Source organism: Actinomadura sp. 21ATH, from assembly GCF_041951345.1.
GTDB lineage: Bacteria > Actinomycetota > Actinomycetes > Streptosporangiales > Streptosporangiaceae > Spirillospora.
Genome location: NZ_JBGNUR010000018.1, coordinates 15,270 through 30,999 on the forward strand (window position 1 = coordinate 15,270; position 15,730 = coordinate 30,999).

Here is a 15,730-nt window from a genome sequence, read left to right on the forward strand (position 1 = left end):
TAAGATCACCCGGATGTCTCCGCAATTGCTCGGTTTGCTGGTCGGTTCGGGTTTCGGAACGGCGTTCGTGCTCGCCAACGCGGGCGAGCCCCTGCCGGGCCCCGCGGGCATCGCGCTGCGCGTCCTCGCGGTGCTGTGCCTGGGCGCCGTGGTCGTCACCGGATTCCGCACGGACCGGCGCGGAGAGGACCACCGCGGTGCCGCGCGGCCGGGCTGGTTCGGGCCGAGGTTCGGGCTGGTGGTGGTCGCCGAGTTCGCGCTGATCTTCGGCGGGATCGCGGTCCTGCGGGCCCTGGACGCGCCGCAGCAGGTCAACGTCGCCTGGATCGCGCTGGTCGTCGGGCTGCACTTCGTCGCGCTCGCGCCGATCTGGAAGCGGCGCGCCATCGCGGTGCCGGGGGTGCTGCTGACCGGGCTGGGCGCGGCCGGGATGGTGATGGCCGCGGTGTCGGCGGCGGAGTGGATCCCGTTCGTCAGCGGCGTCCTGTCCGGCGCCGTGCTGCTCGGCGGGTCGCTGTACGGGGCCGCCCGGCGGTGACCGGATGACCCGGTGACGCGTGCGCCCGGCTCCGCGCGAGCCGGGCGCACGCGCGGTCACAGCAGGGCGGTGAGCCGCCCGAGGTCGGCCAGGTCGCCGAGCCCGTACGTCAGCTCGGTGATCCGGTCCGCCCGCTCGGCCGGGACGCGCCGGGCCGCGTTCAGCCGGAACTTGGTCGCCAGCTCCTCGGCCGACAGCGGGTTCCCGGGCCCGCCGCGGTTGTTGTCGACGCGCTCCTCCAGGAGCTCGCCGCCGCGCAACGCGACGCGCAGCACGGCGGGGAACTGGTGCGGGAAGATCTCGTCGCACCGGGCGTCCGGGACGCAGCGGACCTTCGCGGCCAGCGCGAGCCGGGCCGGGTCGGCTGCCGCCGCGTCGGTGAAGTCCTCGTGGAACAGCCCGAGGCCGCCGCCGCCGAGCAGCGCCGCCGCCACGGTGTACGGCCCGGAGAACGCCGCGTGGTAGCCCGACTTCGGCCTGATCTTGTCCTCGCGCGGCTCGCCGATCGTGCGGAGGACGGCCGTGGGGGCGCCCAGCTCGATGGACTCGATCGCGTCCGGGTCCACGTTCCGGGCGCGCAGCCGCAGGGCCGCGTCGATGCCGGCGTGGGTGAAGTGGTTGCACGGGTACGGCTTGAAGAAGATCCCCGGCAGTTCCCAGTCCTCGCCCAGCCCGCGGGTCATCGCCTCCGGGTCGGCCTGGTCGCCGCAGAACGCCCGCAGCAGCCCGAAGCGGCCCTCCAGCACGGTCGGCGGGCCGGTGATCCCGGTCCGGGCGAGCCCGGCGGCGGTGACGGCGGCGTGGGCGGCCCAGCCGCAGTGGACGCGCTTGACCGTGCCGCCGGTGCGGTTGGCCTCCAGCAGGCCGGAGCCCATGCTGGACGCGATCCCCATCGCGTCCGCGATGCCGCCGGCGGACAGCCCCGACAGCATCGCCCCGGCGGCGGCGCCGCCCAGGGCGCCGCAGATGGCGGTGGCGTGCAGGCCGCGCTCGAAGAAGACCGAGTTGCCGAGCCGCTCGTCGTAGCCGGCCATGCCCACCCGGACGGCGATCTCGACGCCCGCGCCGATCGCGTCGAGCAGCGCGGCGCCGGTCGCGCCGCGCGACTCGGCCACCGCCAGCGCCGCCGGGACGACGGACGCGGACGGGTGCAGCACCGACGGCAGGTGCGTGTCGTCGAAGTCGAGCGAGTGGGCGAGGGTGCCGTTCAGCAGGGCGGCGCTGGGCTCGGGGAGCCGCCCGCCGGTGCCGATCGCGGTGGCGCGGCCGTTCCCGCCCCACTCGGCGACCAGCGCGCCGACCGCCTCGGCGGGCCGCTCGGACGTGGCCGCCAGGCTGTTGCCCAGGACGTCCAGGACACGGCGGGCGGCGTCGGCGCGCAGCTCGGCGGGCAGGCCGCGGTCGCGCACCCCGGCGGCGAGCTCGGCGAGGCGCCGGACGTAGGTGGTCACGCGCTCACCACCGCGAGCGGCCGGACCGGGGAGCCGGTGCCGCCGACGATGCGCAGCGGGGCGAGCATGAACACGAACTCGTGCACGCCCTCCCCGGCGACCGCCTCCAGGTTCAGGTGCTCCATGATGAAGATCCCCGACTCGACCAGCAGGACGCGGTGGACGGGCAGCACCGCGTGCCCCGCGCCCGCCGGGATCTGCTCGTAGGCGGTGGTGTCGGCGCCGGTCGCGACGACCTCGCGCGCCGCGAGCCACTTCGCGGCCTCGACGGTGGCGCCGGGCACGCCGGTCTCCTTGCCCATGTACGCGGTGGCGTCCCCGAAGCCGCGGGCCCAGCCGGTGCGGATCAGCGCGACGTCGCCCGCGCCGGGCTCGGCGCCCGCGCGCTCGGCGGCCCGGTCCAGGTCCGCGGCGGTGACGCCGTACCCGGGCGGCAGCGTCGGCACGCCGTGGACGGCGGCGACGTCCAGCAGGACGCCGCGGCGCAGCAGCGCGGGCAGGTTCTCGGCGCCGTGCTCGCGGAACACGCCGCCCTGCTGCGCCTCGGCGGCGTCGATCCCGCCGTGCAGCTTCCCGTCGTGGCTGACGTGCGAGAGCGCGTCGATGTGGGTGCCGACGTGGCCGCCGGTCACGATGATCTCGTTGGCGGCGGAGCCCCCGTCGGGGCGCGTCATGTCGCCGTGGCGGCGGATGAGCGTCATCCGGAAGCCGGGGTGGTTGGGGGAGCAGGGCATGCCGGTGAAGTGCGGCTGGCCGAGCTCGATCGTCCGCACCCCGCCGGCGACGGCCGCCAGGAGGGGATCGCGAGTGTCGGTCATCAGTGTCGTCCGTTTCCTTCCGTGCCGGCGAGCGCGAGGAGCCAGCGGGCCCGCTCCACGACCGCCTTGTCGACGAATCGTCCGTCGGCGTCGATCCAGGCCGCCTCGGTGGCCGTCTCGAGCCGTTCCACCAGGTCCCGCGCCCACGCGGTCTCGCCGGGGTCGGGCGCGCAGACCTCGTGCACGACGGGGATCTGCGCGGGGTGGATGACCGAGCGGCCGAAGAACCCGGCGGCCCGGCCCGCCCCGGTGTCGGCGCGCAGGCCGTCCAGGTCGCGGACGGCGGTCCACACGCTCTGCGCCGGGCTCGGCAGCCCCGCCGCGCGGGCCGCGACCACGATCCGGGAGCGCGGCCACGCCAGCGCCTCGCGCCCGGTGGCGCGCAGGTCGGCCGACAGGTCGGCCTCGCCCAGCGAGATCCCCGCGACCAGCTCGTGCGCGGTGGCCAGCGCGAAGGCGTTCTCCACGCCGAGGGCCGACTCCAGGACGGGGAACACCGGCACGCCGAGCGCGTCGGCCGTCCGGGCCAGCTCGCCCGGGTCCTCGCACTTGGGGATCCGCACGCCCGCCAGGGCGCCGGGCTCGCGGGCCAGGGCCGCGACGTCGGCGGCGCCCTCGGGGGTGGCCGGCGCGTTGATCCGCACGTACGCCCGCCGCTCCGCGAGGGTCTCCAGCACGGTACGGCGCGCGCCGTCCTTGGCCGCCGGGCCGACGGCGTCCTCCAGGTCGAGGATCACCGCGTCGGCCGCGCCCGCCAGGGCCTTGCCGATGCGGTCCGGCCGGTCGCCCGGGACGTACAGCCAGGTCCGGACGGGCGGCCCCGCCGCGGGCGGGGTCACTTGACCACGCCCTTGGCGCGCAGCTCTTCCAGCCGATCGCCGTCCACGCCGTACCGGGCGAGGATCTCCTCGGTGTGCCGGCCGAGCGGCGGGCCGGCCGACTCGATCCGGCCCGGGGTCTCCGAGAGCCGGAAGAGCACGTTCTGCATCTTCACCGGGCCCAGCTCGTCGTCCGGGACGGTCGCGATCGTGCCCAGCGCCCGGAACTGCGGGTCGGCCATGACGTCGGAGGCGTCGTAGATCGGCGCGACGGCGGCCTGCGCCTCCTCGAACGCCTTCACGACCTCGTCCCGGTCGCGCCGGGCGATCCAGGAGCCGACGGCCTCGTCCAGCTCGTCGGCGTGCTTCGCCCGCTCCGCGCCGGAGGCGAACCAGGGCTCGTCGATGAACTCGGGCCGCCCGACCAGCCGCATCACCCGCTCGGCGATCGACTGGGCGCTGGTGGAGATCGCGACCCACTTGCCGTCGCTGGTCCGGTACGTGTTGCGCGGCGCGTTGTTGTGGGACCGGTTGCCGGTGCGCTCCTGGAGCTCGCCGAGCTGGTCGTAGGTGATGATCTGGGGGCCGAGCAGGGTCAGGATCGGCTCGATGATCGCCAGGTCGACCACCTGGCCGCGGCCGGTGGTCTCGCGCGCCCGCAGCGCGGTCATGACCGCGAACGCCGTGCTGAGCGCGGCGATCCCGTCGGCGAGCCCGAACGGCGGCAGGGTCGGCGGGCCGTCCGGCTCGCCGGTGATCGCGGCGAACCCGCTCATGGCCTCGGCCAGCGTGCCGAAGCCGGGCCGCTTGGCGTACGGGCCGGTCTGCCCGAAGCCGGTGACCCGGGCCACCACCAGCCGCGGGTTGATCTCGTGCAGCTCCGCCGGGCCGAGGCCCCAGCGCTCCAGCGTCCCGGGCCGGAAGTTCTCGATCACCACGTCGGCGTCGGCGACCATCCGGCGGAAGATCTCCTGGCCCTCGGGGGAGCCGAGGTAGAGCGTCATCGCCTTCTTGCCGCGGCCGAGCATCTTCCACCACAGGCCGACGCCGTCGCGCTGGGCGCCGTGGGTGCGCACCGGGTCGCCCTTGGGGTGCTCGATCTTGACGACCTCGGCCCCGTAGTCCGCCAGCAGCGTCGCGGCGAGCGGGCCGGCGAACAGCGTGGCCGTGTCGAGGACCCGGATTCCGGACAAAGCCCCCGTCATGGGCGTACCTGCCTTCCTGCCGGCCTGCCGGTCCCGTGGCGGGCGCGCGCTGGGCGCGCCGCGGGTGCTCGGCCGGTTCTCTGAGTGTTTCCCTTAGGGGAACGCTTGTGAACTTCCTGTTTCGTACCGCATCGCGGCGGCGCTATTCAAGTTCGCACCGGTCTCACATGTCGGTCAAGTGAAGTGCGGGTATTGACCCGGCAACGTGACCGGTGCCACGATGAGCCTACTCCGGAAGATCGTTCCTCTAAGCGGAACACGGCAAGGCTCCGGAAGGCCCTCGGCGAAGGCCCGGAAGAGGGTCCCGGCGGAGAGAGGTGGAATGTCCGCTCGAAAGCTCGGCGCCGCGCTCGGTGCGTGCGCGCTACTCGCGGCCCTCGCCGGCTGCGGCGGCTCGGCCCCGTCCGGCGCCGCGGGCGCGGCCGCGGGCCGCGACGACGGGCCGGTGAAGATCGGCGCCCTGCATCCGGTCAGCGGCGCCAACGCCGTGGACGGCCAGCAGATGCGGCGCGGCGCCCAGATGGCGGTGGAGGCGATCAACGCGGCCGGCGGCATCAAGTCGCTCGGCGGCCGCAAGGTCGAGCTGCTCACCGGCGACACCCAGGGCAAGGCCGAGGTCGGGCAGAGCGAGGCGCAGCGGCTGATCGCCGAGGGCGCCGTCGGCCTGACCGGCACCTACCAGAGCGCCGTCAGCACCAACGTGGCCGTGGTCGCCGAACGCAACCGGGTGCCGTTCGTCATGGACGTGACGGCCACCGACGCGATCTTCGCCAACGGGTACGAGTACGCGTTCCGCGTCCAGCCCGGCAGCAAGGCGATCTCGTCGGCCGGGGCGCGCTACCTCAAGGAGGTGGCGGACGCGGCGGGCAAGCCGGTGCGCAAGGTCGCGATCCTGCACGAGCAGTCCGACTTCGGCGCCGGCGCGGCCGAGGCGTTCACCGCCGAGGCGGCGAAGCTCGGCCTGCCGATCGGCCCGAACATCAGCTACGACGCCCTCAGCGTCTCCGACCTCACCGCACAGGTCACGCAGGTCAAGGCGTCCGGCGCGAACGCGCTCGTGGTGGTCGGCTACTACCGCGACAGCCTGCTCGCGGCCAAGGCGATCAACGCGGTCAAGCCGCCGCTGGACGCGGTCTGGGGCGTGTCGAACGGCGCGTTCGACCAGCCCAAGTTCGTGGCCGACGCGGGCGCGCTCGGCGAGCGGTTCTTCAGCGCGAACTACCACTTCGACGCGAAGAACCCGCAGACCGAGAAGCTGCGCGCGGAGTACCAGAAGCGGTACGGCGACCCGATGCGCACCGGCGCGGTGCTCGCCTACGACGCGGTCCAGGTGATCGCGCAGGGCGTCGAGCGGGCCGCCGGCACCGACCCGGAGAAGGTCCGGGACGGCATCCGCGGCTCCCAGGTGGCGCCGCTGACCGTCGGTAACGGCCCGATCAAGTTCGCCCCCAACGGCGACAACGTCAACGCCGGAACCGTCCTGATGCAGGTTCAGGGAGGCCAGGTGAAACAGGTCCATCCCCAGGAGAAGGCCGAATCCAAGCCCAACTACTCGGTGACGTGGCGGTCATGAGCGACATAGGAAACACGGGGCAGGCGGCGCTCGCCCCCGAGAAGGACCCCTCCGCGGCCGCCTCCGGGCCGCCCGGCGGCAAGCGGGCCCGCAAGGGCACCGGCACGAACGGCGGGCTGCTCAGGCGGGCCGGGGTCGTCGGCGGCGCGGTCGCCGTGGCGATCGTGGTCGCGCTGCTCCAGTCGGGCAGCGGCCTGGTGGTCTGGCAGTCGGTGGTGACCGGCCTGCTGATGGGCGGCCTGTACGGGCTCATCGCGATGGGCCTGACGCTGATCTTCGGCGTGCTGGACATCGTCAACTTCGCGCACGGCGCGCTGCTGGCGGTGGCGATGTTCATCGCGTTCGGGGTCGTCCAGGGCACCGGGCTGCACCCCTATCTCACGCTCCTGGTGGCGGTCCCGGCGCTGTTCCTGCTGGGCGGGCTGGTGCACCGCGGCCTGCTGAGCGGCGCGGGCGGCGCCTCGCTGGAGAACCAGCTGCTGATCACCCTCGGCCTCTCCCTGCTGCTGGAGAACGGCCTGCTGATGTTCTTCGGCGCCGAGCCCAAGAACGTCCCGCTGCCGGGCGACTTCCAGTTCTCCCTGTTCGGCGCGGTCGTCAGCGGCGCCCGGCTCTACGCCTTCGCCGGCGCGCTGGCCCTGGGCGGCCTGCTGTTCTGGATGCTGCGCCACACCCGGCTCGGCACCTCGATCCGCGCGGTCGCGGCCAACAGCGAGGGCGCCCGGCTGGTGGGCATCAACGTCACCCGCATCCACACCCTCACGTTCGCGATCGGCACCGCCTGCGCGGGCGCCGCGGCCGTGCTGGCCGCGCCGCTGGTGACGGTCACGCCGACGCTCGGCGAGCAGTTCAACATCACCGCGTTCGTGGTGGTGGTGCTCGGCGGGATGGGCAACGTCGCCGGCGCGCTCGTCGGCGGCCTGCTGATCGGGCTGGTGGAGCAGCTGACCACGATCTACATGAACGGCCAGAGCTCGTTGCTCGGCGTGTTCGTCGTCTTCGTCGTCGTGCTGTTCCTGCGCCCCGAGGGCCTGTTCGGGCGGCGGGCGGGGGACTCCTCATGAGCGGCGCCACGCTGGCCGAACGGCCCACCGACCGCGCCGTGAAGGCACCGCCGCTGCGGCCGCAGAACCGGCAGCTCCTGGTCCTGCTGACGCTGCTGGTGGTCGCGATCCCGCTGCCGCTGATCCTGCCGCCCGCCCAGGGCGCGGTCGCGGTGCGGATCCTGATCTTCCTGCTGATGGCGGTCGGCTGGAACATCATGAGCGGCTTCGGCGGCATGTTCAGCTTCGGGCACGCCGCGTACTTCGGCCTCGGCGCGTACACCAGCGCCTACCTGCTGGTGGAGCACGGCGTCTCGCCCTGGATCGGGATGCTGGCCGGGATGGCGGTGGCCGCCCTGGTCGCCGTGGTCATCGGCTACTTCGCGTTCCGCTACAAGCTGCGCGGCGCGTACTTCGCGCTGGCCACCTTCGCGTTCGCGGAGATGCTGCGGCTGATCGTGACCAGCACCGAGTTCACCAACAAGGCGGTCGGCTTCACCGTGCCGCTGATCCAGGGCTCCTCGCTGTCGCTGATCCAGTTCCCGGCCGACTCGCACGCCTACTTCTGGATCGCGCTGGCGCTGGCCGGCGCGGCGGTCGCGGTCAGCATCTGGTTCCTGCACTCGCGCACGGGCCGGTACGTGACCGCGATCCGCGACGACGAGCTGGCGGCGTCCTCGCTCGGCACCCCCGTGATGCGGTACAGGCTGGTCACGGTCGCGCTGTCGGCGGCGATCACCGCGGTGGCGGGCGCCTTCTACACTCAGTACTACCTGTTCGTGAACCCCGACCTGGCCTTCGGCTCCGCGGTCTCCATCCAGGCGATCGTCACCGTCGTGATCGGCGGCATCGGCACCATCTGGGGCCCGGTGGTCGGCGCGGTGATCGTCGGCTCGCTGAACGACGTGACCGCCACGCTGCTGCGCACGCCCCCGGACTTCCTGTCCTTCCTCCAGGGCCGCAGCGGGCTGGACGTGGTGCTGTACGCGATCCTGCTGGTCCTGATCGTGCGGCTGCTGCCCAAGGGGATCGTCGGGACGATCATGGAAAGGCGGCGGCGATGACGGCGAGCACGGCCGGCCTGGTGCGGGTCAGCGGCGTGGGGAAGGCGTTCCGCGGGCTGCACGCCCTCACGGACGTGGACTTCGCGGTGGACGAGGGCGAGATCCTCGGCATCATCGGCCCGAACGGCGCCGGCAAGACGACCCTGTTCAACGTGGTGTGCGGCGCGCTGGCCCCCGACACCGGCCGGGTGGCCCTGGGCGGCCGGGACGTCACCGGCGCCGCCCCGCACAAGATCGCGCGGGCCGGGATGGTCCGCACGTTCCAGCTGATGCGGCCGTTCGGCAGCATGACGGTGGCCGAGAACGTCGGCCTGGCCGCCCAGCACGAGCGGCTCCCCGCCCGGAGGCTCCGCGAGCGCTCGCTGGAGGTGGTGGAGCGGGTCGGCCTCGGCCCGTACGCGCACCGCCGCGCCACCGAGCTGCCGACGGCCGGGCTCAAGCGGCTGGAGCTGGCCCGGGCGCTGGCCATGCGGCCGCGGGTGCTGCTGCTGGACGAGGTGCTGGCCGGGCTCGTCCCGGCCGAGCGCGAGCCGGTCCTGGACCTGCTGGCCGACCTGCGCGAGAAGGACGGCACCACGCTGCTGTTCATCGAGCACATCATGGCCGCGGTGATGCGGCTGGCCGACCGGGTGCTGGTCATGGACCAGGGCCGGGTGCTGGCCACCGGCGCGCCCGAGGAGGTCACCAGCGACCGGCGGGTGATCGACGCGTACCTGGGCGAGGAGCCCGTGACCGGCGAGCCGGAGGCGGCCGGCGAAGGGGCCGGCGGGCCCGGCGGGGCCGATGGGGAGGAGCGGGCGCGTGCTGACTCTTGAGAAGGTCTGCGCCGGATACGGCCGCATGCAGATCCTGCACGACATCGACCTGCGCCTGGGCGAGGGCGAGATCGTGGCGCTGGTCGGCGCGAACGGCGCCGGCAAGACCACGACGCTGCGCACCGTCTGCGGGCAGATCCGCCCGTCGTCCGGGACGGTCACCTTCGACGGGGCGCCGACCCTGGGCCGCCGGCCCGACCAGCTCGTCCGGGACGGCCTGGTGCACGTCCCGGAGGACCGGGCGCTGTTCGGCACCCTCACCGTCGAGGAGAACCTGCGGATGGGGGCGTGGACCCGCACGTCCGAGCAGGCCGAGGCGAGCCTGGCCGAGGTGTTCGAGCTGTTCCCCGTCCTCGCCGAGCGGCGGACGCAGATCGCGCAGACGTTCAGCGGCGGGCAGCAGCAGATGCTGGCGATCGCCCGCGCGCTGATGGCCGGGCCGCGGCTGCTCATGCTGGACGAGCCGTCCACCGGCCTGTCGCCCAAGCTGACCTGGAGCATGCTGGAGGCGATCCGCCGCATCCGCGACACGGGGGTCGCGGTGCTGCTGGTCGAGCAGAACGCCAAGCAGGCCCTCGGCATCGCCGACCGGGCGTACGTGCTGGAAAGCGGCTCGACGGTCCTGGAGGGCACCGGAGCCGAACTGGCCGGCTCCGCCGAGGTGAGGAAGGCGTACCTGGGGCTGTGACGACGGGGGAACACGAGAACGCGGCGGCGGCGGCGACCGCCCGGCTGGGCGCGTGGGCGTCCGGGCTGGATCTCGCCGCCGTGCCCGCCGCGGTGGTCGAGCGGCTGTCGCTGGTGCTGCTGGACGTGGCGGGCGTGACGGCGGTGGGCGCGAGCCTGCCGGAGCACCGGGCGCTGCGGGAGGTCTGGGGCGCTCCCGGGGGCCGCTCCCCGCTGATCGGCGGCGGCCGGCTGGTGCCCGCCGACACCGCGGCCCGGCTGAACGGCACCGCCCTGGTGGCGCTGGAGCTGGACGAGGGCAACAAGTACGCCAAGGGCCACCCGGCCGCGCACGGCTTCCCGGCCGTGCTGGCGCTGGCCGCCGAGCTGGACGGCACCGGACCCGACACGGCCGCGGCCCTGCTCGCGGCCTACGAGGTCGCGGCCCGCTTCGGCCGGGCCGTCCGGCTGCGCCCCGGCGCGCACCCGCACGGCAGCTGGGGCGTGCCCGGCGCGGCGGCGGGCTGCGCGCGGCTGCTCGGGCTGGGACCCGGGGAGACCGCCGCCGCCATCGACACCGCCGCCGGGATGCCGATCGCCGGCCACTTCGGCTCGGCGACCGCGGGCAACCCGGTCCGGGACGCCTGGATGGGCGCCTCCAACGCGAACGGGCTCGCCGCCGCGCGGATGGCGGCCGCCGGGATGGCCCGCAACACCGGCACGGCCGCCCTCTCGCTCGGCACCCTGCTCGGCGAGATCGACCTCGCCGAGCTGACGTCCGGGCTGGGCACGCGCTGGGACGTCACGCGCGGCTACTTCAAGCGGCACGCGTCCTGCTCGTTCACCCACCCCGCCGCCGACGCGGTGCTCGCGCTGCGCGCCGGCGGCGCGCTGGACGGGCGGGAGATCGCCGGGATCCTGGTCGAGACGCACGCGCTCGGCGCCGGGCTCACCGCCGTGGAATGGGACAACCGGCTCTCGGCCATGTTCTCCACGCCGTTCGCCGTCGCCTCGGCGGCGCTCACCGGCGAGGTCGGCCCCCGCTCGGACCACGGCCGCGCCGACGTGGCGGACCTGGCCCGGCGCGTCCGGGTCGCCGCCGCCGGCGACCTGACCGCGCGGCTGCCGGACGAGCGCGCCGCCCGGGTGACCGTCGAGTTCGCCGGCGGGGACGCCGCCGTGCGGGAGGTCCCGAACCCCGTCGGGGACGCCGACCACCACCCGTTCGGCGAGGACGACCTGATCGGGCTGCTGGAGGGCTGGCTGCCGGAGCGGCCCGGGTTCGTCGGCACGGCGGTCCGGGTCGCCCGCGAGCTGCCCGGCATGGAACGGGTGGGCGCCGCCCTGCGGACGCTCGCCGGAACGGAAGGAAAGGAGCAGAGCCGATGACGCGCGCACTGGCGGTGACGCCCATCCACCTGCCCGCCGCGGAGATCGGGCGGCGGCAGGCCCGCTACGACCGGCTCGCGCCGCCCGGCCTGCGGATCGAGCTGCGCGACGTGGGCCCGGCGGCGCCGGGGGCGCTGGACACCGAGGACGCCGTCCGCGCCTCGGAGAAGGAGGTCGCCGCCGCCCTGGAACGGGAGGCGGCGGGCGCGGGCTTCGACCTGGCCTTCCCCGACTGCGTGCTCGACCCGGCGGTCCCAGACGGGGCCGCGGAGCCGGGCGGCCCGCCGGTGCACGGGCTGCTGAAGCTCAGCGCCACATACCTGGCCGCCCGCGGCGAGCGGTTCGGCGCGGTCGTCCGCAACCAGGCGATCGGCGCCGAGCTGGCCCGCCGGCTGAGCGCGTACGGGCTGGAGCGGCACGTGGCGGGCGTGGCCGTCATGGACCTGCCGTTCGACGCGATCGCCGACACCGGGGCGTGGAACGCGGCGCTCGCCGAGGCCGTCGGCGCGCTGGCCGGGCGCGGCGCCACCGCGGTGATCAACGGCTGCTCGGCCGTCGACGTGGAGCCGGCCGACCTGCCGGCCCGCGTCGTCGACCCGACGGAGCTGGCGCTCGGGCTGATGGTGGCCTCGTGAGCGGCGGACCCGACCTGGTCGTGGCCGGTGCGGGCGGCGGGCTCGCGGGCGCGCTGCGCGCCGCCGAGCGGGGCCTGAGCGTCCTGGTCGTGGAGTCCAGCGAGCACTACCGGCGCGGCAACAACACCTCGATGTCCACGGCGATGTTCCCCGGCGCGGGCTCGCGCTGGCAGGCCGCGGCGGGCGTGGACGACTCCCCGGACCGGTTCGTGGCCGACATCATGGCCAAGACGAAGGGGCAGGCCGACCCGCGGCTGGCCCGGACCCTGGCGGAGGCCGGCGCGCCGCTGGTGGAATGGCTCGCCGACTCGGTGGGCCTCCCGCTGTCGCTGGTCACCGACTTCAACTACCCCGGGCACGCCGTCCCGCGCTGCCACTCGATCCCCGGCCGGCACGGCTCCGGCGTGATCGACCATCTGGCGCGCCGGGTCGCCGAACATCCCGGAATCGACATGCTCGTCCCGGCGCGGCTCACCGACGTCCGCACCGGCGCGGACGGCGCGGTCGCCGCGGCCGTCGTGACGTACCCGGACGGGACCGAGGAGGAGATCCCGACCCGGGCCGTCCTGCTGGCCACCAACGGGTACGGCGCCGACCGCGGGCTGGTCGCCGAGCACCTGCCGGAGATCGCGGACGCCGTCTACCACGGCAGCGACCAGTCGCTAGGCGACGCGCTGCGCATCGGCGGGCGGCTCGGCGCGGCCACCGGGTTCCTGGACGCCTACCAGGGCCACGGCGCCCTCGCGGCGGGCGCCGGGACGCTGGTCGGCTGGGCGACGATCATCCACGGCGCCGTGCTGGTCGACACGCTCGGGCGCCGGTTCGGGAACGAGACCCGCGGCTACTCCGAGTACGCCGCCGAGCTGGCCGCCCGGCCCGGCGCCACCGGCTGGATCGTCCTGGACGAGACGATCTTCGAGCAGTGCCAGGCGTTCCAGGACTTCCGCGACACCGTGGAGTCCGGCGTGCTGGTCTGGGCCGGCGACGCCGACGGGCTGGCGAAGGCGACCGGGCTGCCCGCCGGCGCCCTGGCCGACGAGCTGGCGACGGCCGCGGCCATCGCGCGCGGCGAGCGTCCCGACCCGTTCGGCCGCACCAACTGGGAACGGCCGCTCGAACCGCGTTACGCCGCCGTGCGCGTCGTGCCGGCGCTGTTCCACACCCAGGGCGGCCTGCTGGTCGACGAGCACGCCAACGTGGTCGACACCGCGGACCGCCCGATCCCCGGCCTGTACGCGGCGGGCGGCGCCGCCGCCGGGATCTCCGGCCACGGCGCCGCCGGCTACCTGCCCGGCAACGGCCTGCTCCCCGCGTTCGGCCTGGCCTACCTGGCCGCCGACCACGTGGCCGAACGAACCGCTGAAACCGTCAAGTAGGAGAACTCATGGCGACGACCGAACTGCTGATCAAGAACGTCCGGGTGGTGCGGCCCGGCGACCCCGACGGCTCCGCCCCCGAGGCGCTCGACATCGCGGTGAACGACGGCACCATCACCCGCGTCGCGCCCGGGCTCCCGGCGGACGACGCGGCCACCGTGGTCGACGGGCGCGGGCTGCTGGCGTTCCCCGGCGTGGTGGACGCCCACCAGCACTGGGGCATCTACAACGACCTGGCCACCGACACCGCCACCGAGAGCCGCGCCAGCGCGCAGGGCGGCGTGACCACGTCGCTGACCTACATGCGGACCGGCCAGTACTACCTCAACAGGGGCGGCCCGTACCGCGACTTCTTCCCCGAGGTGCTGGCCGCCTCCGAGGGCCGCTCGTACGTGGACTACGCGTTCCACCTGGCCCCGATGTCGGCCGCGCACATCGAGGAGATCCCGTACCTGGTCGAGGAGCACGGCGTCACCTCGTTCAAGATCTTCATGTTCTACGGGACGCACGGCCTGCACGGCCGGTCCACCTCGCAGAGCGAGTTCCTGATGATCCCCGAGGACGAGCGGTACGACCTGGCGCACTTCGAGTTCGTCATGCGCGGCCTCCAGCGGGCGCGGGAGGCGCTGCCGGAGTACGCCGACTCGCTCTCGCTGTCGCTGCACTGCGAGACCGCCGAGATCATGACCGCGTACACCAAGATGGTCGAGCGCGACGGCTCGCTGTCGGGCCTGCGCGCCTACAGCGCGTCCCGGCCGCCGCACTCGGAGGGCCTGGCGGTCACCATCGCCTCGTACCTGGCGCACGAGACCGGCCTGCCGAACATCAACCTGCTGCACCTGTCGTCGGAGAAGGCGCTGGCGGCCGCGATCACGATGAAGGCCGCGTTCCCGCACATCGACTTCCGCCGGGAGGTGACGATCGGGCACCTGCTGGCCGACGTCGACACCGCGCACGGCATCGGCGGCAAGGTCAACCCGCCGCTGCGCGAGCGCGAGGACGTCGAGGCGCTGTGGCGGCACGTGCTGGCCGGCGAGGTCGACTGGGTCGTCAGCGACCACGCCTGCTGCAAGGACGAGATGAAGTTCGGCGCCGACCGCGACGACGTGTTCCTGGCCAAGTCCGGCTTCGGCGGCGCCGAGTACCTGCTGCCCGGCCTGGTCGGCGAGGGCACCAAGCGCGGCATGTCGCTGCAGAAGGTCGCGCAGCTCACCTCGTGGAACCCGGCGCAGCGGTACGGCCTCAAGCGCAAGGGCACGATCGCCGAGGGGTACGACGCCGACATCGCGCTGGTCGACCCGGACGTGAACTGGACGGTGCGGGCCGCCGACTCCGAGTCCACGCAGGAGTACACCCCGTTCGAGGGCTTCGCGATGACGGCGAGGGTGACCGACACGTTCGTGCGCGGCAACCGGGTGTACGCCGACGGCGCGATCACCGGCGCGCCCGCCGGCCGCTACCTCCGCCGCGGCCGCTGAGCCGGGCCGGGCGACCCTAGGATCGAGCCGTGACCAACCACACCGTGACCGCGCGCCGGACCCCGGCCGCCGCGGCCGAGGGCGTCGGCACCGAGGCGGCCGCCCGCGTCGCCGACGTCCTGCTGCTGTTCGCCGCCGGCCCGCGCTACCTCGGCGTCAGCGCGATCAGCCGCGAGCTCGGCATCTCCAAGGCGGTGGTGCACCGCATCCTGCGGTCGCTGGTGTCGCGGGAGATGCTGGCCACCGACGAGGGGGTGCCCGGCTACCGGCTCGGCCCGGCCGCCGTGGCGCTCGGCGCGAGCGCGCTGCGCCGCTTCGACGCGCGCGCCGCCGCCGCGCCGGTGCTGCGCCGGCTGCGGGACGAGACGGGCGAGACCACCACCCTGTCCGGCCTGGTCGGCGACGAGCGCGTCTACCTCGACCAGTTCGAGAGCCGGCACGAGATCAAGATGACCGTGGACGTCGGCGCCCGGTTCCCGCTGCACGCCGGGTCCTCGGGCAAGGTCGTGCTGGCCTTCCTGCCCGAGGACCGGCGGGAGGCGGTGCTGGCCCTGCCGCGGGCCGCGCTCACCGACCGGACCGTCACCGACGAGGCCGCGCTGCGCGCCGAACTGGCCGTGATAGCGGCCGAGGGCGTCGCTGCCTCGGTCGGCGAGCGGCAGGCCGACGCGGGCTCGGTCGCCGCCCCGCTGTTCGGGCCGGACGGCGAGGTGTACGGCTCGTTCAGCGTGTGCGGCCCCGCGTACCGCTTCACCCCCGAGGCGGTGGAGCGGTACCGGGTGCTCGCCCGCGAGGCCGCCGAGGAGATCCGGCGGAGCTGGTCGTGGCTCCAGGACTCCGTGCCCGGGGCAGAATGACCGG

15 protein-coding genes are annotated in these 15,730 nt (G+C 74.6%); 11 read left to right on the plus strand and 4 right to left on the minus strand.

Annotated features, from left to right (window positions below):
• Nucleotides 1–13 precede the first annotated feature (13 nt).
• Nucleotides 14–538 carry a hypothetical protein gene (locus tag ACA361_RS34535; RefSeq protein ID WP_375019121.1) on the plus strand — a complete coding sequence of 175 codons (525 nt, stop codon included), beginning with the start codon at nt 14–16 and terminating at the stop codon, nt 536–538.
• A 56-nt stretch (nt 539–594) separates the two neighbouring features.
• On the opposite strand, the gene ACA361_RS34540 is transcribed toward ACA361_RS34535, so the two are convergent.
• The 4 genes from ACA361_RS34540 to ACA361_RS34555 are packed head-to-tail and all read right to left on the minus strand — an operon-like array spanning nt 595 to nt 4,830.
• Nucleotides 595–1,989 (minus strand): MmgE/PrpD family protein, encoded by a 1,395-nt coding sequence (locus tag ACA361_RS34540; protein ID WP_375019123.1) that lies wholly within the window; start codon nt 1,987–1,989, stop codon nt 595–597.
• Nucleotides 1,986–2,807, minus strand: coding sequence for a cyclase family protein (locus ACA361_RS34545; protein ID WP_375019125.1), 822 nt, complete (start codon nt 2,805–2,807; stop codon nt 1,986–1,988). Before ACA361_RS34545 ends, ACA361_RS34540 begins: the two co-directional genes overlap by 4 nt.
• Nucleotides 2,807–3,646: an HpcH/HpaI aldolase/citrate lyase family protein gene (locus tag ACA361_RS34550; protein ID WP_375019127.1), complete on the minus strand. Its 840-nt coding sequence runs from the start codon at nt 3,644–3,646 to the stop codon at nt 2,807–2,809. Before ACA361_RS34550 ends, ACA361_RS34545 begins: the two co-directional genes overlap by 1 nt.
• A complete protein-coding gene (locus ACA361_RS34555) occupies nt 3,643–4,830 on the minus strand; it encodes a CaiB/BaiF CoA transferase family protein (RefSeq protein WP_375019128.1) in 1,188 nt (395 codons plus the stop codon). Before ACA361_RS34555 ends, ACA361_RS34550 begins: the two co-directional genes overlap by 4 nt.
• Before the next feature lie 322 nt (nt 4,831–5,152).
• On the opposite strand from ACA361_RS34555, the gene ACA361_RS34560 reads away from it, so the two are divergent.
• From ACA361_RS34560 to ACA361_RS34605, 10 genes are read left to right on the plus strand one after another with little or no spacing between them, the layout of a single operon-like run.
• On the plus strand, nt 5,153–6,403 hold the full coding sequence (locus ACA361_RS34560; RefSeq protein ID WP_375019130.1) for an ABC transporter substrate-binding protein: 1,251 nt from the start codon (nt 5,153–5,155) through the stop codon (nt 6,401–6,403).
• Complete coding sequence (locus tag ACA361_RS34565) at nt 6,400–7,467, plus strand: branched-chain amino acid ABC transporter permease (protein WP_375019131.1); 1,068 nt, start codon at nt 6,400–6,402, stop codon at nt 7,465–7,467. The genes ACA361_RS34560 and ACA361_RS34565 overlap by 4 nt, the downstream gene beginning before the upstream one ends.
• A complete protein-coding gene (locus ACA361_RS34570; protein ID WP_375019133.1) occupies nt 7,464–8,510 on the plus strand; it encodes a branched-chain amino acid ABC transporter permease in 1,047 nt (348 codons plus the stop codon). Before ACA361_RS34565 ends, ACA361_RS34570 begins: the two co-directional genes overlap by 4 nt.
• Nucleotides 8,507–9,325, plus strand: a complete 819-nt coding sequence (locus ACA361_RS34575; RefSeq protein WP_375019135.1) for an ABC transporter ATP-binding protein — start codon at nt 8,507–8,509, stop codon at nt 9,323–9,325. The genes ACA361_RS34570 and ACA361_RS34575 overlap by 4 nt, the downstream gene beginning before the upstream one ends.
• A complete protein-coding gene (locus ACA361_RS34580) occupies nt 9,312–10,013 on the plus strand; it encodes an ABC transporter ATP-binding protein (protein ID WP_375019137.1) in 702 nt (233 codons plus the stop codon). The genes ACA361_RS34575 and ACA361_RS34580 overlap by 14 nt, the downstream gene beginning before the upstream one ends.
• A complete protein-coding gene (locus ACA361_RS34585; protein ID WP_375019139.1) occupies nt 10,010–11,380 on the plus strand; it encodes an MmgE/PrpD family protein in 1,371 nt (456 codons plus the stop codon). The genes ACA361_RS34580 and ACA361_RS34585 overlap by 4 nt, the downstream gene beginning before the upstream one ends.
• Nucleotides 11,377–12,015: an aspartate/glutamate racemase family protein gene (locus tag ACA361_RS34590; protein WP_375019141.1), complete on the plus strand. Its 639-nt coding sequence runs from the start codon at nt 11,377–11,379 to the stop codon at nt 12,013–12,015. The genes ACA361_RS34585 and ACA361_RS34590 overlap by 4 nt, the downstream gene beginning before the upstream one ends.
• Nucleotides 12,012–13,391 carry an FAD-binding protein gene (locus tag ACA361_RS34595; RefSeq protein ID WP_375019142.1) on the plus strand — a complete coding sequence of 460 codons (1,380 nt, stop codon included), beginning with the start codon at nt 12,012–12,014 and terminating at the stop codon, nt 13,389–13,391. The genes ACA361_RS34590 and ACA361_RS34595 overlap by 4 nt, the downstream gene beginning before the upstream one ends.
• Nucleotides 13,392–13,399: 8 nt before the next feature.
• Nucleotides 13,400–14,869, plus strand: a complete 1,470-nt coding sequence (locus ACA361_RS34600; protein WP_375019143.1) for a dihydroorotase family protein — start codon at nt 13,400–13,402, stop codon at nt 14,867–14,869.
• A 29-nt stretch (nt 14,870–14,898) separates the two neighbouring features.
• On the plus strand, nt 14,899–15,726 hold the full coding sequence (locus ACA361_RS34605) for an IclR family transcriptional regulator (protein ID WP_375019145.1): 828 nt from the start codon (nt 14,899–14,901) through the stop codon (nt 15,724–15,726).
• Nucleotides 15,727–15,730 lie beyond the last annotated feature (4 nt).